Annotated in this window: 18 protein-coding genes, 2 pseudogenes and 1 riboswitch; of the genes and pseudogenes, 12 read left to right on the top strand and 8 right to left on the bottom strand. The window is 38.8% G+C overall.

Features of this window, described 5'->3' with window-relative positions; genetic code table 11:
- The first annotated feature begins 121 nt into the window (after positions 1–121).
- The 3 genes from NPX98_RS06405 (at position 122) to NPX98_RS06395 (ending at position 3368) form a co-directional block, all read left to right on the top strand.
- Positions 122–514, top strand: a complete 393-nt coding sequence (locus NPX98_RS06405) for a Fur family transcriptional regulator (protein WP_269023319.1) — start codon at positions 122–124, stop codon at positions 512–514.
- Between the two features lie 152 nt (positions 515–666).
- Positions 667–1761, top strand: a complete 1095-nt coding sequence (locus NPX98_RS06400) for an HlyD family secretion protein (RefSeq protein ID WP_269023317.1) — start codon at positions 667–669, stop codon at positions 1759–1761.
- 35 nt (positions 1762–1796) lie between these two features.
- Entirely contained in the window at positions 1797–3368 is a 1572-nt protein-coding gene (locus NPX98_RS06395) for a DHA2 family efflux MFS transporter permease subunit (protein WP_269023316.1), read from the top strand.
- A gap of 124 nt (positions 3369–3492) precedes the next feature.
- Here NPX98_RS06395 and NPX98_RS06390 read toward each other — a convergent pair whose 3' ends face one another.
- The 4 genes from NPX98_RS06390 to NPX98_RS06375 form a co-directional block, all read right to left on the bottom strand.
- Entirely contained in the window at positions 3493–4077 is a 585-nt protein-coding gene (locus tag NPX98_RS06390) for a GNAT family N-acetyltransferase (protein ID WP_269023315.1), read from the bottom strand.
- A 78-nt stretch (positions 4078–4155) separates the two neighbouring features.
- Positions 4156–5289, bottom strand: a complete 1134-nt coding sequence (locus NPX98_RS06385) for a type III PLP-dependent enzyme (RefSeq protein WP_269023314.1) — start codon at positions 5287–5289, stop codon at positions 4156–4158.
- 645 nt (positions 5290–5934) lie between these two features.
- Positions 5935–6852, bottom strand: a complete 918-nt coding sequence (gene trhO / locus NPX98_RS06380; protein WP_269023312.1) for an oxygen-dependent tRNA uridine(34) hydroxylase TrhO — start codon at positions 6850–6852, stop codon at positions 5935–5937.
- A 517-nt stretch (positions 6853–7369) separates the two neighbouring features.
- Entirely contained in the window at positions 7370–8200 is an 831-nt protein-coding gene (locus NPX98_RS06375; RefSeq protein ID WP_269023311.1) for a ferredoxin--NADP reductase, read from the bottom strand.
- 679 nt (positions 8201–8879) lie between these two features.
- Between NPX98_RS06375 and alr the strand changes: the two genes are divergently transcribed.
- Positions 8880–10001, top strand: coding sequence for an alanine racemase (gene alr, locus NPX98_RS06370; protein ID WP_269023310.1), 1122 nt, complete (start codon positions 8880–8882; stop codon positions 9999–10001).
- Between the two features lie 643 nt (positions 10002–10644).
- On the opposite strand, the gene gcvP is transcribed toward alr, so the two are convergent.
- From gcvP to gcvT, 3 genes are read right to left on the bottom strand one after another with little or no spacing between them, the layout of a single operon-like run.
- The gene (gcvP, locus tag NPX98_RS06365; protein ID WP_269023309.1) at positions 10645–13440 is read right to left on the bottom strand and encodes an aminomethyl-transferring glycine dehydrogenase; all 2796 of its coding nucleotides are present in this window, start codon (positions 13438–13440) and stop codon (positions 10645–10647) included.
- 5 nt (positions 13441–13445) lie between these two features.
- Complete coding sequence (gene gcvH, locus NPX98_RS06360; protein ID WP_269023308.1) at positions 13446–13814, bottom strand: glycine cleavage system protein GcvH; 369 nt, start codon at positions 13812–13814, stop codon at positions 13446–13448.
- Positions 13815–13820: 6 nt separating this feature from the next.
- A complete protein-coding gene (gene gcvT, locus NPX98_RS06355; RefSeq protein WP_269023307.1) occupies positions 13821–14942 on the bottom strand; it encodes a glycine cleavage system aminomethyltransferase GcvT in 1122 nt (373 codons plus the stop codon).
- A 140-nt stretch (positions 14943–15082) separates the two neighbouring features.
- A riboswitch (glycine riboswitch) is annotated at positions 15083–15182 on the bottom strand.
- 597 nt (positions 15183–15779) lie between these two features.
- Between gcvT and NPX98_RS06350 the strand changes: the two genes are divergently transcribed.
- From NPX98_RS06350 to NPX98_RS06335, 4 genes are all read left to right on the top strand, one after another.
- Positions 15780–16442, top strand: coding sequence for an LON peptidase substrate-binding domain-containing protein (locus NPX98_RS06350; protein ID WP_269023305.1), 663 nt, complete (start codon positions 15780–15782; stop codon positions 16440–16442).
- A 12-nt stretch (positions 16443–16454) separates the two neighbouring features.
- Positions 16455–16655, top strand: coding sequence for a Trm112 family protein (locus tag NPX98_RS06345; RefSeq protein WP_269023304.1), 201 nt, complete (start codon positions 16455–16457; stop codon positions 16653–16655).
- 322 nt (positions 16656–16977) lie between these two features.
- On the top strand, positions 16978–17283 hold the full coding sequence (locus NPX98_RS06340) for a hypothetical protein (RefSeq protein ID WP_269023303.1): 306 nt from the start codon (positions 16978–16980) through the stop codon (positions 17281–17283).
- The gene (locus NPX98_RS06335; protein WP_269023302.1) at positions 17273–18304 is read left to right on the top strand and encodes an aspartate-semialdehyde dehydrogenase; all 1032 of its coding nucleotides are present in this window, start codon (positions 17273–17275) and stop codon (positions 18302–18304) included. The genes NPX98_RS06340 and NPX98_RS06335 overlap by 11 nt, the downstream gene beginning before the upstream one ends.
- A 40-nt stretch (positions 18305–18344) precedes the next feature.
- Here the strand turns inward: NPX98_RS06335 and NPX98_RS06330 are convergent, their stop codons facing one another.
- Positions 18345–18908 carry an SH3 domain-containing protein gene (locus tag NPX98_RS06330; protein ID WP_269023301.1) on the bottom strand — a complete coding sequence of 188 codons (564 nt, stop codon included), beginning with the start codon at positions 18906–18908 and terminating at the stop codon, positions 18345–18347.
- A 502-nt stretch (positions 18909–19410) separates the two neighbouring features.
- Here NPX98_RS06330 and NPX98_RS06605 point away from each other — a divergent pair.
- The 4 genes and pseudogenes from NPX98_RS06605 to NPX98_RS06310 form a co-directional block, all read left to right on the top strand.
- A pseudogene (locus NPX98_RS06605) lies at positions 19411–19922 on the top strand (MetQ/NlpA family ABC transporter substrate-binding protein); the annotation flags it as partial.
- Position 19923: 1 nt separating this feature from the next.
- Positions 19924–20273, top strand: a pseudogene (locus NPX98_RS06600) (ABC transporter permease subunit); the annotation flags it as partial.
- Positions 20274–20617: 344 nt separating this feature from the next.
- Positions 20618–21934 (top strand): NAD(P)H-dependent oxidoreductase, encoded by a 1317-nt coding sequence (locus tag NPX98_RS06315; protein ID WP_269023299.1) that lies wholly within the window; start codon positions 20618–20620, stop codon positions 21932–21934.
- 555 nt (positions 21935–22489) lie between these two features.
- Positions 22490–23233, top strand: coding sequence for a creatininase family protein (locus tag NPX98_RS06310; RefSeq protein ID WP_269023298.1), 744 nt, complete (start codon positions 22490–22492; stop codon positions 23231–23233).
- Positions 23234–23241: the final 8 nt, after the last annotated feature.

Raw genomic sequence — 23241 nt, 5'->3', positions numbered from 1 at the left:
GGAATATTAATTTAAAAATACAAAGAGACTTCTTACATAGGCATTGTGTGTATTATAATCAGCATTGCACAAATACCGTGTACGCTCTATGTCCTATCACGTGTTGAAAAGGAAGGTATCAATGCCATCTAAACTTACGCGTAATCAAATCCTAGTTCTAAATATTTTAAAAAATGAACAAGGACCTTTAAGCGCCTACGCAATTCTTGATCGCTTACGTGAAGAAGGATTTCGCGCTCCTTTACAGGTTTATCGTGCATTAGAAAGGCTCATTCAATTAAAATGCGTTCATCGCCTTGAAAGTGTAAATGCTTTCATGGCGTGTTCATACCCTCAAAATTGTCAACATGAATTAACAACTTTTATAATTTGTGATAGCTGCGGAAAAGTAAATGAGATACAAGGACAAAAAATTGTGCACAGCGTCAAACAAATAACACAAGAATTTGGCTTTCAAGCACACAGAATTACAGTAGAAGTACGAGGTATATGTAAAAAATGCATAATAAAGTAATATATTTATACTTAAAAATAATACATTTATATTTAATAAGGCAGATTCTTAATTAAAGCTACTTTAATTCAGTGTTTGAAAAAACTTATTGTTTCCTCATTAGCGATGAGTTTATTTTGCAAATTATACATTAAATTGAAGGTATACAATCTATGTCCGTATCTGAAACAACCGTTTCCACAAACACATATCTTAAAAAAGCAAAACAAAAAAAAATAATTAGTGTTCTTCTAATATTTTTTGCAATTTTGATGCTTTGGTTTAGTTATAAGTGGCTAACATATTGGCGTTATATACTTTCAACAGATGATGCATATGTGCAAGGAGACATAACCGCAATTGCTCCCAAGTTAAATGGATATATTGAAGAAATTTGTGTTAAAGCTAACCAAGCTGTTAAAAAGGGCGATATCTTACTTCGCTTAGAAAGTGGTGATTATAAAATCGCCTTGGATCAAACAAAAGCTAGTCTTAATACACAACAAAAAACCCTCATGCGCATTGATGCGCAAATTGTAGCTGCACATAGCGCTTTAGATGAAGCTCAAGCACAAAAAGTTGCAGCCTCAGCCATAGCAACCAATGCACAACTAACTTTAAAACGCGCCACAGAACTTAAAGCTGATCGTTATGTTTCTCAATCCAATGTTGATAATGCCAAATCAGCCTATGAACAAGCTATAGCCAATGTCACGCGTACAGATGCGCAAATAGCTGCAGCACGCGCCAATATTCAAGTGCTAGAAGCACAGCGGGATGAAATAAAAAGTCATACTAAAAGCCTTGAGCTTACGCGTGACCAAGCACAACGTAATTTTGATTCTACTGTATTATATGCTCCATTTGATGGTGTTATTGGGAATTTAACAGCAAAAACTGGCGATTTTGTTGTTAATGGCCAACGTCTTGCAGCACTCGTACCTACTCATGCGCTCTATATTGAAGCAAACTACAAAGAAACATATGTACAAAACATCTATAGTGGACAAACAGTTTATATTTCTATTGATGCTTTCAAAAATGATACTTTTGAAGGCACTGTTCTTTCTGTTGCGCCTGCAACCGGAGCGGTTTTTTCTTTCTTACCACCCCAAAATGCTACTGGTAATTTCACTAAAATTACCCAACGTATTCCGGTACGAATTTCTATCCCCGAAGATGCATTAAAAAGCGGACGTATCAAAGCAGGGATGAGCGTTTCAGTAGAAATTGATACGCGAAAAAAAACACATAACAAAAATTCTTAATAACTTAAATCCAATAAATAACTAATGATTCTGCTATGAAAAAACCTGTGCCTACATCTACACCTTCTCAAGAGCGTATAGGAATACGCAGAATCATAGCCTTTATTGCTATGACCTTTGGTATGTTTATGGCTATTTTAGACATCCAAATCGTTTCCTCATCTTTAGCTGAAATTCAAGCCGGTATATCAGCTAGTTCTGACGAAATTTCATGGGTTCAAACTTCTTATCTTATTGCCGAAGTCATCATGTTGCCTTTTTCAGGCTTTTTGGGACGTTTGCTTTCGACACGGATTTTATTCAGCCTATCTGCTGCTGGATTTACTATTGCATCTATTCTCTGCGCAACAGCAACTTCTATTGAACAAATGATCTTTTATCGAGCAGTTCAGGGTTTTATCGGCGGAGGTATTATCCCTAGTGTATTTGTTGCCTCCTATACAATTTTCCCTCCTTCCAAACGCCCAATTATTTCGCCTATAGTAGGACTGGTAGCAACGTTAGCACCCACCATTGGTCCAACAATAGGAGGCTATATTAGCTACGCTTTATCTTGGCATTGGCTCTTTCTCATCAACGTACCTTTTGGAATCATTATCTCCATTATAACTTGGAAATGGATCGATTTTGATACAGCAGATCTATCTCTGCTGAATAAATTTGACTGGTGGGGTCTTATCTCCATGGCAATCTTCTTAGGATCTTTAGAATATATTCTAGAGGAAGGAGCTCGTCATGACTGGCTCAATGATAATCTGATTCTTAGCTTTTTCATTATCATGATCTTATCTGCTAGCTTATTCTTCTGGCGCGCATTTACTGCTAAAGAACCAATTGTTGATCTCACGGCTTTTTCTGATCGCAATTTTTCAATCGCATCACTCTTTTCCTTTATGCTTGGAATAGGTCTATATGGCCTTACCTATCTTTACCCTGTCTATTTAGGTCACATCCGTCATTATGATGCACTTATGATTGGAGAAACAGTTTTTATTTCAGGGATAGCGATGTTTCTATCAGCTCCTTTAGCTGGATTTCTTTCGACTATAATTGAAGAACGCCTTATGCTCGCTATAGGTCTTGCCAGCTTTGCTTGGGGAACTTGGCTAATGACTCCCCTCACCGACAACTGGGATTTCTGGGAACTCTTTTGGGCACAAATTTTTCGTGGCGCATCTACTATGTTGTGCATGGTTCCTATTAATAACATCGCTTTGGGATCAATACCACCAGAACGGATGCAAAACGCTTCCGGTCTTTTTAACCTAACACGAAATCTTGGTGGTGCAGTAGGTCTAGCTATTATCAGTACCCTTATAACACAACGTACAGACCTTCATTACGTACAAATAGCTGAAACCGTCCAACAAGGAAATCATCAAGCAACCGAAATGCTATCAAAACTCACCGCATATTTCAGCTTATCTTCTTCTGATCCGCAAGCTTTTTCGTTATTACAACTTTTTAACCTAGCTCGCATGCAAGCAATGGTCATGACTATTAGTGATATCTTCTTTATTATGACCATCCTTTTTATCATCTTAACCTTTTTAGTCATTTTTCTCAAAAAAACACCACCATCCATAAATATCTCTCCCGGTCACTAAGTTTAACCTATAAGCGACGATAGATGCTTTTATAGATCACTTTACGATCATACTTAGCCATGCAGGGAGCTTTCATTAAATGAAAATAATGTACATGATGAAAAAAGAAGAGGGATTCAAGATCTCAAGCCACTTTATGGCGCTGAAACCGACTCAAACCTTCCCAATCTCCACTCGCTTTTAAAATACCATGACATGAAGAAAGATATTGAGGAATCAATTCTAATGCTTGAAAACGATGCTTTTCATAGGGACCAGGCATTGCCAAGTTCTTTGTTAAACTACTGTCAAATCCAAAACGTTGATAAAATTCAGAATCACCCACAAGAAAAATAGCACCGTGGCCTAATTTTTTGGCTGAATCAATTGCATGCCGTATTAAAAACGATCCTATTCCTATACCAGAACATTCTACTGAAACAGCCAATGGCCCTAAAAACAAAGCATGTTGTATTCTATCTTGTCCTTTATGACACATAACATGCCAAAGACGCACACTACCCACAAGCTCTCCAAGTTCATTTTTGACAACAAAAGAAAGTCCACCCGCCGCTACTCGACCGCAACGTAAAGTCTCTGATGACTTACGCTTACGCCCCTTTCCCATAACCAAGTCAAGCAAACGCTCCCGAGGAAGCTTATCAGATTCTTGCTCAGATGTGAGTGTAAAAAATGTGCCATCTTTTGCCTGAAAATTCATCATGTTCATCTCTAACCCATGCCTCAACACATCTTTTCTATCGCAAAGAAAAAGATCAAACTTCACTCATCAGCTCAAAAAGCAAACTCAAATCACATAAGATCGTAAAGGCTCAAAGCCATTAAATGCAACAGACGCATAAGTTGTTGTGTAAGCACCAGTCCCATGTATCAACAACTCATCTCCCACCGTTAAAGATAAAGGCAACAGATAAGGTGTTTTTTCATACATAACATCCACAGAATCACATGTAGGGCCCGCTATAATACAAGGCTCCATAACCTTGTCATCACGTGCTGTTTCAATAGGATAGCGAATGGCCTCATCCATAGTTTCAGCAAGACCATTAAATTTCCCTACATCAAGATAAACCCAGCGTACATTATCATTATCTGCTTTTTTAGATATAAGAACAACTTCTGTACGAATAACACCGGCATTGCCAACCATCGCGCGCCCTGGCTCAATAATCGTTTCAGGAATACGATTTCCGAAATATTTTTTTAATGAATCAAAAATGGCTGTACCATAAGTCTGTGTCGTAGGAATATCCTTCAAATAACGCGTTGGAAATCCTCCCCCCATATTAACCAATTTTAACGAAATACCTTCTTTTTCCAAACACTCAAAAACTATAGCAGCATCTGATAAAGCGTGATCCCATGCTTTCAGATCTGTCTGCTGAGAACCTACATGAAACGAAACACCATGCGCTTGTAAACCTAATTGGTGTGCTCGACGCAATACATCAACTGCCATAGCAGAAACACAACCAAATTTGCGTGATAATGGCCACTCTGCCCCTTTTCCATCCGTAAGAACACGACAAAAAACCCGGCTTCCTGGTGCGGCACGAGCAACTTTTTCTACTTCTTCAACACAATCAACCGCATAAAGCGAAATGCCCAATGCATATGCACGCGCAATATCACGCTCTTTCTTAATAGTGTTACCAAAAGAAATACGCTCAACTGTTGCCCCTGCTTTTAACGCCATTTCAATTTCTGCTACAGAAGCCGCATCAAAAGAAGATCCTAAAGAAGCAAGCAAACACAAAATCTCAGGTGCTGGATTCGCTTTAATCGCATAGAAAATACGCGACTGTGGAAGAAATTTTTCAAAATTTAAATAATTGTCACGTACAACATCAAGATCTACAATCAAACACGGACCTTCAGAACGATGTGCAGCAAGGAAATCGCGAATACGTTGCGTTACCATTTGCAATTCTCCTCAGGGGGACAAAAAGTTCCCCACTCTATGCCACTAGGCAGATAAAACTGCCCATAGCCAAGGGACAAATACATGCAACCACTCCTCCAACCTGATTATAAAAACAACCAGGAAGAAATCAGCATTGCACACAGCGAAAGAACAGCGCGAAAACCGCATTGCTCTATATTTTGTCTGCCTTTTTGATTGGAGTTGAAAAACCACTTCCGCACTGAAGGCAATGAGGTGTGCCTCTATAGTTATCCCAGCATTTAGATAGCTGGAAGACACCAGAAAGGCCCGCACCGTCGTTGCTTCAAGATGTCCTCACTCTTTCGGTTGGCCGTAAGAATGACTGGAGCGGTTAGTTCCAGGTACCGTACCGATTAATCTCACCCTTTGAGAACCGGCGGACACCCACAGGCACGTGCGACTTTGGGCAACATTGCATATAAAACTAATTCTTCCTAATTTCAATCATTTTTTAAATTTTGGCATAAAACAATGCACATAAAAACGTTGCAGCCAAACGCATAGGCTTCTTAATTATTTAGCCATTTTATACGCCCGAACAATAGGCTGAACACTGCACAACCCCAAAGTTCTCTCTATGAAAAAAGAAAAAACAAACTTTAGGCACCCAAAACAATGAACTTATTGCTCTTGATGGGGATCAAGAGCGCGCAACTTTGATAATTGAAATTGTCTATGACGCTCCCGAAAACGCCCCCTATCAGCTTCACTACGCGTATTATAACAAGCATCACAAGAAACACCTTCCTCATAATGAGGTGACAATTTGCTTTCAGCATTAAGGGGATGACGACATGCACGACATAATTCACGCCCACATTCTTCAAGACCGTGTCCCACAGAAACACGTTCATCAAAAACAAAGCACTCACCTTGCCACAAGCTTTCTTCTTTTGGAACTGTTTCTAAATATCGGAGAATACCGCCTTTGAGATGGTAAACCTGATCATAACCAAGTCCTCGCACATAAGCTGTCGATTTTTCACATCGAATACCACCAGTACAAAACATCGCGATTTTCTTTTTCTTTTTCAACTCATCTGCATGCTTCGCCACCCATTCAGGAAACTCACGAAACGTTTTAATACAAGGATCTATCGCCCCTTGAAAGCTACCAAGTGCATACTCATAATCATTACGCGTATCAATTAAAAGTGTCTCTTCATCTTGAATAAGAGTATTCCAATCTTCAGGCGTTACATAAGTGCCAACCACTTTCAATGGGTCAACACCTGAAACTCCCATTGTCACAATTTCTTTCTTCAACCGCACTTTCATACGACTAAAAGGCATTTTTGATGCCCATGAATATTTAATCTCTGGCGTTTGAAACGCAGGCTCTGCAGTAATAAAATGCACCAATGTCTCAATCGCAGCACAAGAACCGGCAACAGTGCCATTAATTCCCTCTTCTGCTAAAAGCAAAGTGCCTTTAATACCATTTGCTTGACATAAATCCTGCAAAGGTTTCTGTAATTGATGATAATGTTTCAAATCTGTGAAACAATAAAGAGCTGCAACTTTAAAATTCTTTTCCATAACCCTGCCATAACGCGCGTTTCATACAATTTCAAGAACTATTCATGATTTCTTTGTATATCGTACAATATCAGACTTATTTATCACACCACCCCATAATAAAGAGAACCACACACTAAAAATAGAGCGCTTTTTATCACTTTTTCCAGAACAAATTATTATGCGGTTCTATTATTGACGATCAACAAAGCATTGTAACTTTAGCAGATATCCTTGTTACAGAAACATTAAAAGATTTAGTAAACATAAAACGCACGCGATTCTCTTAAAACAATTACACAAAAGGTGCCTAAATTAATTTCTAGGACAGGCAAAACTTTCAATCGAATGCACTGTGCACAAGCTGAAATCTAGCTTTGACAAAAAACACTACCATACCAAACAATACTGTTCAATGGCCTCTTATCCACCATTATATACTGGTATTAGCATTTTTAAATAAGCTTCCAACACTTATGAGCAGCCTAAAATTATAACATGATAAGCACATAAACACACATCGCAACATAAGTAACCCTTAACCGACAAAGGCACGTTCTACAACATAAGTGGACGGAGCATTATTTGCCCCCTCAATAAGCCCAAAAGCCTCACACATTCTCGCACAATCCTTCAGCATAGCCATTGAACCACAAATCATCACCCGATCTTCATTCGGATTGATTTTTGGTAGGCCAGTCGTTTCAAAAAAAACACCACTCTCCATAGCAGTCGTAATGCGTCCCATATGTTCTGAAGGCTCGCGGGTCGTCATGGGATAAAATTTCAGCTTCTTTGCATATTTACCAATCAGTGGATCTTGTTGTAAAGAAGCCACAAGATCCTTTGCATACGCAAGTTCAGCACATGCACGCGTTGTTTGAATGAGAACGACTTGAGAAAATTTTTCATATGTTTCAGGATCACGAATCAAGCTCGCAAAAGGAGCTACACCCGTACCCGTCGAAAGAAGATAAAGACGCTTTCCTGGAATAAGAGCATCGAGGACTAACGTTCCGGTCGATTTTTTGCGCATTAAAACCGTATCACCAATTTTTATTTTTTGAAGATGTTCAGTTAAAGGTCCCCCAGGGACTTTGATTGAAAAAAACTCTAGCTGTTCATCCCAAAATGGGCTGGCAATCGAATAAGCGCGATAAATCGGCTTTTCTGCGTTTGGTAAACCAATCATAACAAATTCACCCGAACGAAACCGAAAACTTTCTGGACGGCTAAGACGAAATTTGAACAAATGCTCTGTATAATGGTGTACTTCCTGAACAATGAGTGCAAATACATTTTCAGGAATTGGAAAATTTGATGCAATGCCACTGATGCTCGAATTCACATTGGTAGCAGATGCACTCATAAGACTCTTCCTCTAATTATAATGAACATTTAATTCTACTAAGCTTTGCAAGAAATATAATGCTTGTACAATCGTCTGCCAATATATCTCTTAAATACACAGCTTTCAATTAACACTTTTCGTATGAAAATAGACTGCATAGAAAAACAAAAATAGATGTGTCTCATACCAAATCAGCACAAAAGCATTTCATAGTCAATAAACTCGACTGCCTCTTTCACTTCAACACAATATCAAGAATGCGCACTACCTGTCATTCTTTAGGTACACAATGACATCCTTAAAATGATGGGGATATTCCTCCATTCTTGCCTTAAAGAGCGCTTGAATATTTGTCCCTCAGCAGTACTCCCTGCACATTACAAGTTCTAGAGCTGCCACATAAGCCATAAACAATATCTTTTGTTTCATAAAATACGACTCCGCCACAAACAAACGCAAAAAAACCCGCTGCTGTCAGCTTTGAATTATTCGTCTATCTCTTATAATCCGAATAAAAAATAATATTTCTGTAAACTAGATTACTTTATTTTCAAAGATTTCTTTTACAATACATAATTCAGTATAAACTGTAAGATATTGAAAGAATATGCAAATCCTCTTTGCAAATTATAAAAAGTTATAACAATCAAACCACAAAGCTAATCACGTGGCTTAGCGACATAAATAGGATGTAAAAATGAATAAATCTATTGATTATGAAACAAATACATTGATCCCCTATACAGCTGTTGCAACCATTGACATTGGAGCTATCGTGGACAATTATATGACTTTAGCTCAACGTATTGCCCCAATAGAATGTTCAGCTGTTGTGAAAGCCAATGCCTACGGAATGGGTGCCGATACAGTTGCTCCTGCACTATATCGTGCAGGCTGTCGCACTTTTTTTGTCGCCCAGATTAAGGAAGCGCTCCAATTAAAAGCTATTTTACCACCCAATGCAATTCTTGCGCTTCTTAATGGTTTTCCACTCGCTGCGGAAGAATTTGTAGCTCAAGCTGGTATTGTTCCTGTTCTTAATTCTTGGCATGCCATTGAAAGCTGGCAAACACTTTGTCAAAAAAAGGGGAAAAAATTTCCAGCTATTGTTCAAATTGATACCAATATGAATCGATTAGGGCTTGATTCAGAAGAATTGCAACAGCTTATTAAACACCCTACTCTTTTTGAAAAAGCCGATATCAAATATATTATAAGCCATCTTGCCAATGGAGACGATGTAACACATCCATCTAATGGCACTCAATTAGCTGCTATGAAAACAGCGCTTGCACAACTGCCTGCTTGCAAAGCATCGCTTGCCAACTCTGGAGGAATTTTCCTTGGTGCAGATTTTTATTTTGATCTCGTTCGCCCAGGAATTGCACTTTATGGAGTTGATCCCCACGGCAAACATCCAACACCTCTTAAACCGATCTTAAAACTTGAAGCACAAGTCATTCAAAGCCGCCATGTCGATGCGGGAGTACCAATCGGCTATGGAGGCAGCTTTATTACTCAACGACCAAGCGTTCTCACGACTATTGACACCGGCTATGCGGATGGCTGGCTACGAACTCTTTCTAACAAAGGTTCTGTTTATTTCAATGGACACAAACTACCCATCGTTGGACAAATTTCTATGGATTCCATCATCGTTGACGCAACCGATCTTAAACACCAAAAACCTCAAAGAGGCGACTGGATAGAGCTTATTGGAAGACATCAAACTCTTGAAAAAGTTGCCAAAGATGCAAACACTATCCCTTATGAAATTCTTACTTCTCTTGGCTCTCGCTATAAACGCATTTACATTTAAAGTATATAAACCATTATAGTTAAAGCGTTCAAAAACGTCATAATACTGAAATTATGACAATCATCACGTTAGAAAAACATATGATTGGCATAACATTCATATAATATATCAGAGATAATCATAACGATACCATTTCTCATCGCCTATCTCTACCAAAAACGAATTATCAATTTTGCACATAAAAGCACTTTTGTCTGACTATGTATATTCGTGCGATACCGTTAAACTGCCACAAAAACTCTTTATTCCATATTGAATAATGGTTTCATTATTGCTGTCTATATGTCTGAATAACCACAGGAATACTAAAAAATAAGTCTATAATATATCTTAGAGCCATATTTTTGAGTTTTGCGATACAAATATTTCTCTAAACAAAAAGAGCAATACCCATCTGCTCTTATTGTTTGTTTCATAATCAGCCCAACACATAGCCAACTACTCATCCATGTTCTCTCTAAAAAATACTTCAAGCTACCTAAAAAATACTTTAAGCTATAAAAACGATGAGAAATAATCCTTCCACTAACAATATCGTAGGAACAAAACCAGACGTAAACTTAACCAAGCTTGATATTACTTTATAAACAAATGATTTCAAAAGCCCACACAAAATGTGCAGGCTTTTTTCCATGAATAAATCTCAATATGAATCAACCAATGGTGGACAAGAACAAATCAACAATCTGTCACCAGAAACATTATCAATACGCGAAACAGGTGGCCAATATTTACTCGCTGGATCAAGATAGCGACTGGGGAAAGCAGCCTCTTGTCGCGAATAAGCTCGATTCCAATCATCATCCAAAGTATCTGCCAATGTATGCGGCGCATTCACTAAAGGATTATCATCTTTTGGCCAAACACCCGCATCAATTTTTTTCGCTTCTTCAGCTATAGACAGTAAAGCATCGCAAAAACGATCAATCTCTGATTTTGGCTCTGATTCCGTTGGCTCAATCATCAAAGTTCCTGGAACAGGAAATGACATTGTCGGCGCATGAAAACCATAGTCAATTAAACGCTTGGCAATATCATCAACACTGACCCCATATTGCTCCTTCAGCAAACGTGTATCCACAATACATTCATGAGCAACACGTCCATGCTTACCTCGATACAAAATAGAATAAGCCTGCGAAAGACGCGCAGCAATATAATTAGCATTTAATATTGCCGTCTGCGTTGCGCATTTCAAGCCATCAGCTCCCATCATCCGAATATACATCCACGTAATGACAAGAATAGAAGCACTTCCATAGGGAGCAGCCGAAACTGCATGTGTTGTATTATCTTGTTCATGCCCCGGTAAAAATGACTTTAAATGCACTCCCACACCAATCGGACCGACACCAGGACCACCCCCCCCATGGGGAATTGCAAATGTTTTGTGCAAGTTCATATGACAAACATCTGCTCCAATATCCGCCGGACGTGCAAGCCCTACAAGCGCATTTAAATTAGCTCCATCAAAATAGACCTGCCCACCATTTTCATGGATAATAGCACAAATATCTTTAATGCTTTCTTCATAAACGCCATGTGTTGAAGGATAGGTAATCATTAAAGCCGCTAAATGATCCTTATGCAATTGTGCTTTTGCTTTAAGGTCATCAATATCGACATCGCCATCGCTTAAACATTTAACAACAACAACTTCCATCCCAGCCATATGCGCTGAAGCGGGATTGGTACCATGCGCTGATGCAGGAATAAGACAAATATTACGCTGATGCTCCCCACGCGATTGGTGATATCGACGAATAGCCAAAAGCCCAGCATATTCACCTTGAGCACCAGAATTCGGCTGGAAAGAAACTTGAGCAAATCCTGTAATTTCACACAACCACACATTCAACTGGTCGATCATTTCTTGATAGCCTACCGTATCCCCTTTAGGAGCAAAAGGATGTATATTGGCCACCATAGGCCAACTCACAGGCATCAATTCAGCAGCAGCATTGAGCTTCATTGTACAAGATCCTAGCGGGATCATAGCCCGATCTAGTGCTAAATCTTTATCCGACAAGCGGCGTAAAAAGCGCATCATATCTGTTTCTGAATGAACTGCATGAAAAAATGGCTGCGAAAGAAAAGCAGCATCACGCTCTCCACCCAAAAGCCGTGGTATCGCCTGATCAGCCAATTGTGCACCAAAAAGCTGCGCCAAAGCATAAGCATCTTCTTCTGTTGATAACTCATCAAAATTGATTGCAACCCTATCATCATCAAGAACACGAACAAGACGCCCCCCCATTTTCGCTTGAGTTGCAATCTCTTGTGCTTTCCCTTCAACAAATATGCTGACACAATCAAAAAAATGTTTACCTTCAAGGCAGACACCTGCTGCTTCTAAACCATCAGTGAAGCGGCACGCTAAATGGTGAATCCGCCTTGCTATAGCTTGTAAACCTTGCGGTCCATGCCAAATAGCATAGGCTGTAGCCATATTTGCTAACAAAGCCTGCGCCGTGCAAATATTCGATGTTGCCTTATCTCGCCGAATATGTTGCTCACGCGTTTGCAATGCCAAACGAAAGCCCACACGTCCTTTTGTATCGATTGATTGGCCAACAATCCGCCCCGGAATCAAGCGCGTTAAAGCAGAACTTACTGCAAGATAACCCGCGTGAGGGCCACCAAACCCCATCGGAACACCATAACGCTGCATAGAACCGACAACGATATCAGCACCCCATTTTGCAGGTGGCTCCATAAGAGTGAGTGCCAAAGGATCTGCAACAACAATCACCAGCGCTCCCTTTGCCTTTGCCTCTTTAATCACTTCACTGTAATCATTAAAGCATCCTTTTGTATCTGGCCAAGATAAAATAACAGCAGCTGTATCAGAACAAATTTTATCATTCTCTCTGATTTGAAAGCCTTGTGTTTCAGCACGCGTTTGCGCAACACTCAAAATTTGAGGATGTAAAAGGCTCTGAATCAAAATTTTTGTTTTTTTCTCACGTGCAAAACGTACAGCCACCGCATTAGCTTCGGCCAAAGCTGTAGCTTCATCAAGAAGTGATGCAGCGGCAACAGGCAAACCAGTCAGTTCACTAACCAATGTCTGAAAATAAAACAAAAGCTCCAAACGGCCTTGGCTAATCTCTGCCTGATAAGGTGTGTAAGCAGTATACCATGCCGGATTTTCAAAAAGATTACGTAAGATAACGGGTGGTACACATGTTCCATGATAGCCTTGCCCAATAAAACTTTTATGCAAATGATTGCGTCCCATCATTTCAGATAATTCTTCCAAGGCTTGCCCTTCACTTGCTGCCTTTGGTAAGTTAAGTTGGCGCTTCAAATGAATAGACTGGGGAACAGCCTGAGAGATTAATGTTTCTATTGAATCAAGTGCTAAAGCACCTAACATTTTTTGCATTTCATCAGGCCGAAGCCCAATATGCCGAGAAAAAAAACGACGTTCTTGCATGACACTTATCCAATCAGCGCCTTATAAGCAGACTCATCGAGCAACCCATCGAGTTGCGTTTCATCTTGTAGTTTCATTTTCCATAACCAGCCTTCATTTTCGGCTTTCTGGTTCACCAATGCGGGATCATCTGCCAATGCCTCATTGACTGCAATAACTTCGCCATCAATAGGTGCATAAACATCCGAAGCGGCTTTAACAGATTCCACAACAGCAGCAGAATCTCCTTTAGAAAGGAACGTTCCTGTCTGTGGCAAATCAACAAAAACCAAATCCCCTAATTGCTCCTGAGCATAATGCGTAATACCAACTGTGACCACCTGTCCTTCAATGCTGAGCCATTCATGATCTTGCGTAAAATAAATTTTAGACATAGAAAATTATCCTTTAAAATAACGTTGTTCAACAAAAGGGAGTGGATGAACGGACAGCGTAATCTTTTTACCACGTAATTCCGTAAAAATTTCTGTTCCTATAGCTGTATAATCAACAGGAACATAACCCATTGCTACAGGACCATTAAAAGAAGGACCAAAGCTACCCGATGTTACCACTCCAATCGGATTATCTTGATCGTCTAAAAGCACTGCACCTGCGCGTATCGGTTGGCGGGTTTGCGGCTTTAAACCAACGCGACAACGAGATGGCCCTTGCTGAAATGCCGCAAGAAAAGCTTCTGCCCCATAAAACTGAGCTTTTTCTCGAACATTTTTAGAAACAGCCCATGTTAAGGCAGCTTCAATAGGTGTAATATCAGGTGTGATATCGTTGCCATGTAGACACAATCCTGCTTCTAAACGAAGACTATCTCTTGCAGCAAGACCAACCCATTCAACACGAGAATCACTGAGCAATTTTTCAACCAATAAGCCAGCCTGATTTGCAGGAAGAGCAATTTCAAAACCGTCTTCCCCTGTATAACCAGAACGTGTCACAAACCAATCTTGTTGCGGTTCAAATCCCTGCATAAAAAATAATTCATTTCCAGGCAAACCTGCATCAACCACAACAGCAGCAGCTTGCGGTCCTTGGAGAGCAAGCAATACTCTATCAAGTGCAGTAATTTGACAACGAAAGCGAGTGGCACGTTTTTCAAGCTCAGCAAGATCAGCTTGTGCATTACCTGCATTAGCAACCACCATAAAACGACACTCTCCCAAACGGGTAACAATAAGGTCATCAAGAATGCCTGCCTGCTCATTAAGCAAATAATTATATCGTGATTGACCTTCTTTCAAAAGTGCTGCATCTATAGGAAGAGCATAGGATAAAAATTCAGCTGCTTGTGGCCCTTCAACAGCTATCAATTTCATATGAGAAATATCAAAAAGACCAACATGAGCACGCGTATGAAGATGCTCTTTCAAAACTCCAAGAGGATAAGTTAAAGGCATCATCCAACCCGCAAAAGAACCAAATTTTGCTCCTGCTTTTTCATGGAATTCATGCAATGGAAGTGTTTTTAAGGAAGGTGTTTCAAAGTCCTGTGCGTGTGTGCCCATAATTTCTCCAAAGTCATGCTAACCACTACACGATGTAGCAGTTTCTACACCCCTCTGTCAAAAAACCTGAGAGACTCACGAAAAACATTTTCGCTTACACCTTCGGTGCGGGGATCCCCCCGACTTTCCAGATCTGCCTTTCTTCTTTTACGGTCCTGAAAGCCTGAGAGATTATGGGCTGTTTTCCCCTTCGGCGGCAAATGCGAAAGTTTGCAATCTGCACTCTCCCGCAAAAGAATGAAAGAAACAAAAGCGCTCTTTCCGACATATCGGAATCTATAACCTATATGCCTTACACTGTCATTAGCAAATTAATTGTTATACCCTAATTTTAATTTGATATGCTTGATGTTGACATTTTTGATTATTATAAAATATCGCAAATAAAAAACTTTCTTTGAACACAATTCAAAATGCCTTATCTTGCTATGCACTATCCAACCGAAATCACAGAGCCTGACATTATGTTCTGACAATAAAATATTCTGACTAATCAGTATAAACACCTCCAAAAACCATCAGAAAAGAATCAATGCTATATTCTGCAATAACTTCTCATAACCATTTTCTCTCAAAAACATCATTCTAAGCTATCTTTACATGCACCTCATATTTCTTAAATCCTTCCTGATGCAACCCATACTGTTGCAGGAAGCTTTGCCTTTCTCTATAATTAAACGTGATATATTGTTGCTACTTTGCCCATTATTAAGAAAATATAATCCTATAAATGTGATTTAGCCTATCACGATATAGTCTTTCTTCGAACCAAATGATATCATAAACTATGGCCATTGTGCATACCAAACCTCATCGAATAAAGGTTACAAAACACTCATGAAAGCCGGTAATATCCACTATAATTGTGAAAATGATCTACCAAAGCAGATTGCTCTTTTCCCTTTAGAAGGTGCATTATTACTACCTGGTGGCTTTTTATCACTCAACATTTTTGAACCAACTGCTCTTGAAATGGTTGAAGACATTATGATGTCCAATCGTCTCTTAGGTATTATCCAGCCACTTTCATCAGATACAGACTGCCTATCTACGCAACTCTATAAAACGGGCTGCATAGGCCGCATTACAAATTACAACGAAACTGGTAATGGACGTCTCCTCATCGTCTTACAGGGGATTTGCCGTTTTACCTTAGAACAGGAATTAGTGAGTCAAAAATCTTATCGAGTAGCCACCATCCAATCAAATACAAAAGATCTTGAAGAACCTTGCATTTCAGAAAACATTAATCGAGAAAATTTATTAAACATTATTGAGAATTACCTCACTATACACGAAATAGAATATAATTGGGACAGTATAATACAAACACCTACGCCTATATTAGTTAATACTCTCTCAGCTCTTATTCCTTTTACACCAGCAGAAAAACAAGCTCTTCTTGAAGCACCAGATATTGCAAGTCGTGCCCAAACTCTTCTTGCTTTAACCGAACGTTCCCTCATGAAACAAACAGGAGAGCACCTACGCTTAAACTAATGGATTTCCGACATGAAAAAAACAATTACCGATCCTAAAATACTTGAATTACTTATCTGTCCAATGACCAAAGGAACGCTCTCTTTTAATCGAAAAAATCAAGAGTTAATTTCACTCAAAGCTAAATTAGCCTATCCTATTCGCGATGGCGTTCCTATTATGCTTCCTTCAGAAGCTCGTCCTTTGCAAAACAACGAGTATAAAAAATCCTAGTAGGTTTTCCTCTTATAAAAATCTCCTCATCAACGATGATCCTTTCTAGATAAGCTTTTATTCAATGCAGACTTAATTATAGAATTAGAATTGAAATCGTAATTGAAAAATATGCAAACACATCTTTTCTTGAATCATATATCTTGGCTATGTATTTACATTCTTCCTTTTTTACTAACAAAGCAAAAAACTGGAAAAGTGGTTTCTGTAATTTTTATTATACCCCTAAGTGACTAACTTTCCTAACGATAAAATAAAAATTGCATCAGTATGCTCAATGATGCAATCATCGCAAAATACAAAAGATTCAAAGGCATAATAATTGACAGAAGACAGGGAATTCACTACACTTAATTTTGTCAAGGATGTGTTTATACGGCTTGGCATAAATATTCAAGTTTTTCTCATCTTTCAACGATTCAAGAAGAGCGGTGCATTGCAAAATGAACCAATCTGTGGTGCTACACATAATAACCAACATGTGCATAAAATTGAACTCAAGAAAAGACAGTATTACTATGTTCCTTGGCTAACTCATCCTCTCCTGGATCTAGATCAGGGAAAAAGCTGGCAATATATTGGATTTTATAAAGTGGAGGGGGATAGGAGTGCAAAAAATGAATTTTAAAGTTGCAGTTGTTGGTGCAACCGGAAATGTTGGTCGTGAAATGCTGACAATTCTGGAAGAGCGTGGTTTTCCAGCTCGTGAAGTCGTTCCCCTAGCCTCAAGACGTTCATTAGGACAAGATGTTTCTTACGGAGATAAAACCCTAAAAGTAAAAGCACTTGATACATATGACTTTTCTGATACAGATCTATGTCTCATGTCGGCTGGAGGAAGTATTTCCAAAGAATATGCCCCTAAAATTGGTGCTTCTGGCTGCGTGGTGATCGATAACTCATCCACTTGGCGTTATAATACCGATGTTCCTTTGGTTGTTCCTGAAGTTAATTCTGAAGCTATAAAAGGCTTTACCAAACGCAATATTATTGCCAACCCTAATTGTTCAACGATTCAACTTGTTATGGCTTTAAAGCCTCTCCATGACGCTGCAATCATTAAGCGCGTTGTGGTTTCCACTTATCAATCTGTTTCTGGAACTGGAAAAGAAGGAATGGATGAATTATTTGAACAATCACGAGCAGTTTTTGTTGCAGATCCAATCTCGTTAAAAAAATTTACCAAGCGTATTGCCTTTAATGTCATTCCCCATATCGACGTTTTCATGGAAGATGGCTATACAAAAGAAGAATGGAAAATGATGGCTGAAACAAAAAAAATTCTTGATCCAAAAATCAAGTTAACGGCAACTGCTGTTCGGGTCCCTGTTTTTATCGGTCATGCTGAAGCTGTTAATGTTGAATTTGAAAAACCACTAAGTGTCGAGGAAGCGCAAACTCTCTTACGCAATACGCCTGGATGCCAACTCATTGATAAACGCGAAGATGGTGGCTATATAACCCCTTACGAATGCACAGGAGAAGATGATACATTTATTAGCCGCGTTCGCGAAGATATCACAGTTGAAAATGGCTTAACTTTCTGGATTGTGGCCGATAACTTAAGAAAAGGAGCCGCATTAAATGCAATTCAAATTGCCGAACAACTCATTTCTAATGATTGGATTAAACCTAAATCAGCCGCCTAAATATGAAGAAAAAGATGCTTCATGCTGCCGTATTTTTTACTTATCCTGGAAATAATGGTGAATTTTGTTTATCTTGATAAACAGGATATGTCACAACACGATAACGCGTTTCATTGCGTTCAACATTTCTATAATTGACATTATCTGGAAACAGAGGATTATAAGCTGTCACTCGCTGTACAGATATCTCACGCGCCTCTGGTGATGGATTCAAAATCGTCCGTTCATCCCTATTATTTACGCCGGAAAGTACAAGAGCAGTTTTTAAAGGAATCATCTGATTCATTTGCCCTTTTTGTAAATTTACCATTATGGGAACATTTTTAACATTTGAATAATGGGCAAATGCCCAACCAGTCATTCCATTATAGTTAACTAAACACCAAGTTTTATCGGATAAGCAGATATTAATATGTACTTTTTCTCCAGCGGGAACTATCGCTATAGATTTATAAATGATAGCTGGACCTGTGCGTAAAACCAAATTACCCTGTACTGCATTGGCAATTGTTCCAGCCGCAGCAATAGAAGCAGTCATTCCCAACCCTATTCCTACTATAGATATCACAATCATGGTGGTTGATAATAAATTCTTTTTAAACATTCTCTTTTTTTCCTATCCATAATATTAGGGACACAATATTTGTCTTTGCAAAGAGTTACCGCGTTTCAATCAATGGTGGTAAATCTTCGTCGGCACAAAAATCCCGTTGCGAGAATGGCTCTTTATTTCCCTCACCCTATATATACATAGATGATTGCATTAATGGTGGCTTTCACTTCATAGCGCACTGTTTCAAGAACAGTGTCTAAGCGATTATTCTCTCAACCGATTTATTACTTAAAGAAGTCTTGAGATTGCTATTGGTTCCATAAAAAATATGGCAATATAAATTATAGCATAAACTATATAACCAAATCCTGCAGTAAAAATGCTGTCTAACCAAGTATATTTCTTTCAAAATAAGCGATTACAACGCAAAGTGAAATAATAATTTTAAACTAAAAATGATTGAATATTCTATTAAGCTTTTATAAGCTTTGATTCTTTTTACATTGAATTCTCCCTTACAATGTCTTTTATAAGTAAAGGAAGCTAAACGTATATGACATTGAGTAAATTATCCCAACATACACTGTTATCGGCTTATTCCTTTCTTTGCATTTTTTTGCACGTTTTCTTTGCCAGTGCAGCTGACAAATCAAAAATTAAACTCGGTCTCATAGAAAGAGAGGAAGCGGCTATTTGGAACGTTGCAGTTGAGCAAGCTAAAAAAGCGACTTGGATCTTGAACTCTTTTCTGATTACACGCTCCTTAACAGTGCTGTTAATGCGAGCGATATTGATGCGAATGCTTTTCAGCACACGCCTTATTTTGATACTCAAATTAAACAGTATCACTACCAACTTTCTATTATTGGATATACATTCATGACTCCAATTGGTATCTATTCACGTAAAATTCAAGAATTAAAAGATCTTAGGAATAGAGCACATGTCGGTATTCCGAATGCCCCATCAAATGGTGGAAGAGCTTTGCTTCTCCTCCATTCTTTAGGCGTAATTAAGTTAAAAGATCCTGATAATGCTCTTACATCTCCACTGGATATTATTGAAATATGCACGGATTACAGAATTCTCTTTTAAAACTGTTGAGAATGGTTTAGTTGAAGCTATTCGTTCTATGAGTGCCAACCATCTTCAAATTATTAAGCATGTTCTTATTTCTGAAGCGCTCCCTAGCCTAATCACCGGCTTTACGGTCATGGTTATTTCTCTTCTTAGCGCCACTTCACTTGCTGGATATTTAGGTGGTGGAGGTTTGGGTGATATGGCGATCCGCTATAGATCCAGCGTTATAACATCCCCATCATGACAATAGTAATTATTCTTCTAATCATTTTCAATATTATAATCCAATGGTCTGAAGATTGGATTGCACAGAAATTCGACAAAAAGAAGCGTTAACTCACCTCGTGATCCTATCGTTTTTCTTCATCCACATGAATCCATTAATGATCACCTCACGTGTGCAAATTGATTAATCATATTCTGTGTAACAAAGCATCATTGCAATAAACTAATTTCTGTTCCAATGAAACTCGCTTGTCTTACACTGCTATTTTTCGTTACACAGCATCATTTTTGTTTTATTTGAAAAAAGCCTATACTTTTCCTTGCTTTTATAGAGTCCATTGATTAGAGCATCAATAATATTCAGCAATACAAAGACTAAATACTTTATAAGTAACTGTGTCTTATGAATAAATAAAGTATCTTCCTGAGAAGATAATTTAAAATGGGAAAAAAGAATGGCAAGCAATGTCAGCCTGACAGGTTTAGCCCGTGATTTAAAACGGCGTGCAGAAAACCATCCACCTATTCGTATTGGGCTTATCGGTTGTGGTGAAATGGGAACAGATTTACTGTCAAGTGTTGCACATATAGATGGTATAACAGTTGCAGCCGTTGCTACCCGAACACCGTCACGGGTTTTGGATGCTGCTGCACTCGCTCACGGTGAAGAAGGCCATGCATGTGAAGTCGAAAATGCAACCGCCTTGACACAAGCCATTGAAAAAGGCTTGATTGCCGCCACAGATGATCTAGACCTTGTTCTGTTCAACGAACAGATTGACATTGTAGTTGATGCGACAGGATATCCTGAAGCTGGTGCAGAAATTGGTTTCAAAGCGCTCGAGAATAACAAGCATCTTGTTATGATGAATGTTGAAGCTGATACTACAATCGGCGCTTATTTAAAACATGAAGCAGATAAACGCGATCTCATTTATACGCTTGGTGCTGGTGATGAACCCTCTTCTTGTATGGAACTCATCGAGTTTGTTTCAGCACTTGGACATAAGATTGTTGCAGCTGGTAAAGGCAAAAACAATCCTCTTATTTTTGATGCCACACCCGATGCTTATAAAGAAGAAGCATTACGACGTAATATGAATGTACGCATGCTAGTTGAATTTATTGATGGCTCCAAGACAATGGTTGAAATGGCAGCGATTGCCAATGCAACTGGACTCCTACCTGACTGCCCAGGAATGCATGGACCACAAACTGCGCTCGAAGACTTAAACAAGGTACTTATTCCAAAACAGGATGGTGGAATTTTAAACAGATATGGTGTCGTAGATTATTCAATCGGTCAAGGAATTTCTCCGGGTGTTTTCGTAATTGCAGAAATAGCGCATCCACGTCTACGCGAACGTATGGAAGATTTAAAAATCGGTCAAGGCCCTTATTTCACCTTTCATCGCCCATACCATTTAACCGCAATGGAAGTTCCGCTTACCTGCGCACGTGTCATGCTTTACGGCCAACCAGATATGATACCGCTTAATCGCCCAGTAGCAGAAGTCTGCGCTGTTGCAAAAAAAGATTTATATCCAGGCGATCAATTGGATTTTATAGGCCTTTACAGCTATCGTGCATGGACAATGAGTGTTGCAGAAGCGCGCGCTTGCCAAGCCATTCCTTGTGGTCTTCTAGAAAAAGCAACAGTTACTGCTGAAATTAAAAAGAATGAACTCATCACAATGCACAATACCGCTATTCGTGAAGATCAGTGGATTGCGCGCCTTCGCACAAAACAGGATCTTTTGCTTAATAATTAAATGCCGTGCTATAGTTTAATAAATCTTATATTGCTTATACCTAAATGCCTCAACTTATGCACTTTATCAATGAGACATAAATACGCTTATATCCACCCATTCAAAACAAAACTTGCATAAACTGTCGTCAAAAATTATCAAATTTAACGATGCAGAAAATATTGAAGATTTTACAGTAGCATTCTTATCTCATACAAAAAAAATTGCATATCTCTTTAAATAGCCTACCCATATACAACCGTACTCATATTTCAACGCGTATAAACTATGATGGATTGTTTATTAATACGCTTTGTGACAATAGCAATATCCTTAGATTGAACAGATTATTGACCATCAGCACCAATAATGCGAAAAACGAAGTGTTGTTATTCCTGATTTCCACTGTTTGCAAAAAAGCTCCAATTTTCTTGCATATATATTTTTATACAAAAGTGCTTTTATTCGCGTGTATTTGCGTTTTGTTCATATATAGATTACAGTTGGAAAAAAATACTCTATCATATTGGATCATTCTACTACATTTATTCAATTCTCTTTTTTGGCAATGAATTTATGATATCCGACACACCTTCTCTTGCTATTTTGCCTTTAGGCGCACACGAATATCACGGAAACCATCTCCCTCTTGAAACCGACTGGATAATTGCTGAAGCTTTTGCAAAAGCGCTTACCTTACAAACAAAAAAGCAGTTTCAGATCTCACTTCTACCAGTTGAAAAAATTGGATATTCGATAGAACATATGGATGCTCCGGGCACACAAACGCTGACCTTTTCTGACGCTATAGAACGCTGGATCAATATTGGTGAAGAATGCTACCGTAAAGGTATTAAACGTTTTCTGCTTCTCAACGCCCATGGAGGAAATTCGTCTTTAATAAACATTGTTGTTACCGAATTAAGAAGACGTTTTTCAATACTTGCAGTAGCAACAAGCTGGAGTCGTTTTGGTCTCCCAGAAGGCTTAATGGAGCCATCTCAACACCATCTTGATATCCATGGAGGCTTCATTGAAACCTCCTTAATGCTTTATTTAGCTCCAGAAAAAGTGCATATGGAAAAAGCAGAAAATTTTTATAATAAACAAGCTGATATGATCGCCAATTATCAGTATTTACGCGCTTATGGACCTCATGCCTTTGGGTGGATAATGCGTGATCTTAATGTTCGAGGAGTAGCAGGGAATGCAAGCAAAGCAACACCCCAAGCAGGTGAAGCAATTTTTTCCCATGTTCTTTGTGGGCTGCGTAATTTACTTGATGATATCAAGAAATTCAAAATAAACACGTTACAGTAAAAGGTGCA

It is taken from the genome of Bartonella sp. A05 (assembly GCF_026930145.1).
Lineage (GTDB): Bacteria > Pseudomonadota > Alphaproteobacteria > Rhizobiales > Rhizobiaceae > Bartonella.
This window is presented reverse-complemented; position numbering and strand designations above follow the sequence as displayed.

What these genes read in the sequence shown, in the direction of transcription:
- NPX98_RS06405 (WP_269023319.1), top strand. Translation starts at nt 122, where the DNA reads ATGCCATCTAAACTTACGCGTAATCAAATCCTAGTTCTAAATATTTTA.
- NPX98_RS06400 (WP_269023317.1), top strand. Translation starts at nt 667, where the DNA reads ATGTCCGTATCTGAAACAACCGTTTCCACAAACACATATCTTAAAAAA.
- NPX98_RS06395 (WP_269023316.1), top strand. Translation starts at nt 1,797, where the DNA reads ATGAAAAAACCTGTGCCTACATCTACACCTTCTCAAGAGCGTATAGGA.
- NPX98_RS06390 (WP_269023315.1), bottom strand. Translation starts at nt 4,077, where the DNA reads ATGAACATGATGAATTTTCAGGCAAAAGATGGCACATTTTTTACACTC.
- NPX98_RS06385 (WP_269023314.1), bottom strand. Translation starts at nt 5,289, where the DNA reads ATGGTAACGCAACGTATTCGCGATTTCCTTGCTGCACATCGTTCTGAA.
- trhO (WP_269023312.1), bottom strand. Translation starts at nt 6,852, where the DNA reads ATGGAAAAGAATTTTAAAGTTGCAGCTCTTTATTGTTTCACAGATTTG.
- NPX98_RS06375 (WP_269023311.1), bottom strand. Translation starts at nt 8,200, where the DNA reads ATGAGTGCATCTGCTACCAATGTGAATTCGAGCATCAGTGGCATTGCA.
- alr (WP_269023310.1), top strand. Translation starts at nt 8,880, where the DNA reads ATGAATAAATCTATTGATTATGAAACAAATACATTGATCCCCTATACA.
- gcvP (WP_269023309.1), bottom strand. Translation starts at nt 13,440, where the DNA reads ATGCAAGAACGTCGTTTTTTTTCTCGGCATATTGGGCTTCGGCCTGAT.
- gcvH (WP_269023308.1), bottom strand. Translation starts at nt 13,814, where the DNA reads ATGTCTAAAATTTATTTTACGCAAGATCATGAATGGCTCAGCATTGAA.
- gcvT (WP_269023307.1), bottom strand. Translation starts at nt 14,942, where the DNA reads ATGGGCACACACGCACAGGACTTTGAAACACCTTCCTTAAAAACACTT.
- NPX98_RS06350 (WP_269023305.1), top strand. Translation starts at nt 15,780, where the DNA reads ATGAAAGCCGGTAATATCCACTATAATTGTGAAAATGATCTACCAAAG.
- NPX98_RS06345 (WP_269023304.1), top strand. Translation starts at nt 16,455, where the DNA reads ATGAAAAAAACAATTACCGATCCTAAAATACTTGAATTACTTATCTGT.
- NPX98_RS06335 (WP_269023302.1), top strand. Translation starts at nt 17,273, where the DNA reads ATGAATTTTAAAGTTGCAGTTGTTGGTGCAACCGGAAATGTTGGTCGT.
- NPX98_RS06330 (WP_269023301.1), bottom strand. Translation starts at nt 18,908, where the DNA reads ATGTTTAAAAAGAATTTATTATCAACCACCATGATTGTGATATCTATA.
- NPX98_RS06315 (WP_269023299.1), top strand. Translation starts at nt 20,618, where the DNA reads ATGGCAAGCAATGTCAGCCTGACAGGTTTAGCCCGTGATTTAAAACGG.
- NPX98_RS06310 (WP_269023298.1), top strand. Translation starts at nt 22,490, where the DNA reads ATGATATCCGACACACCTTCTCTTGCTATTTTGCCTTTAGGCGCACAC.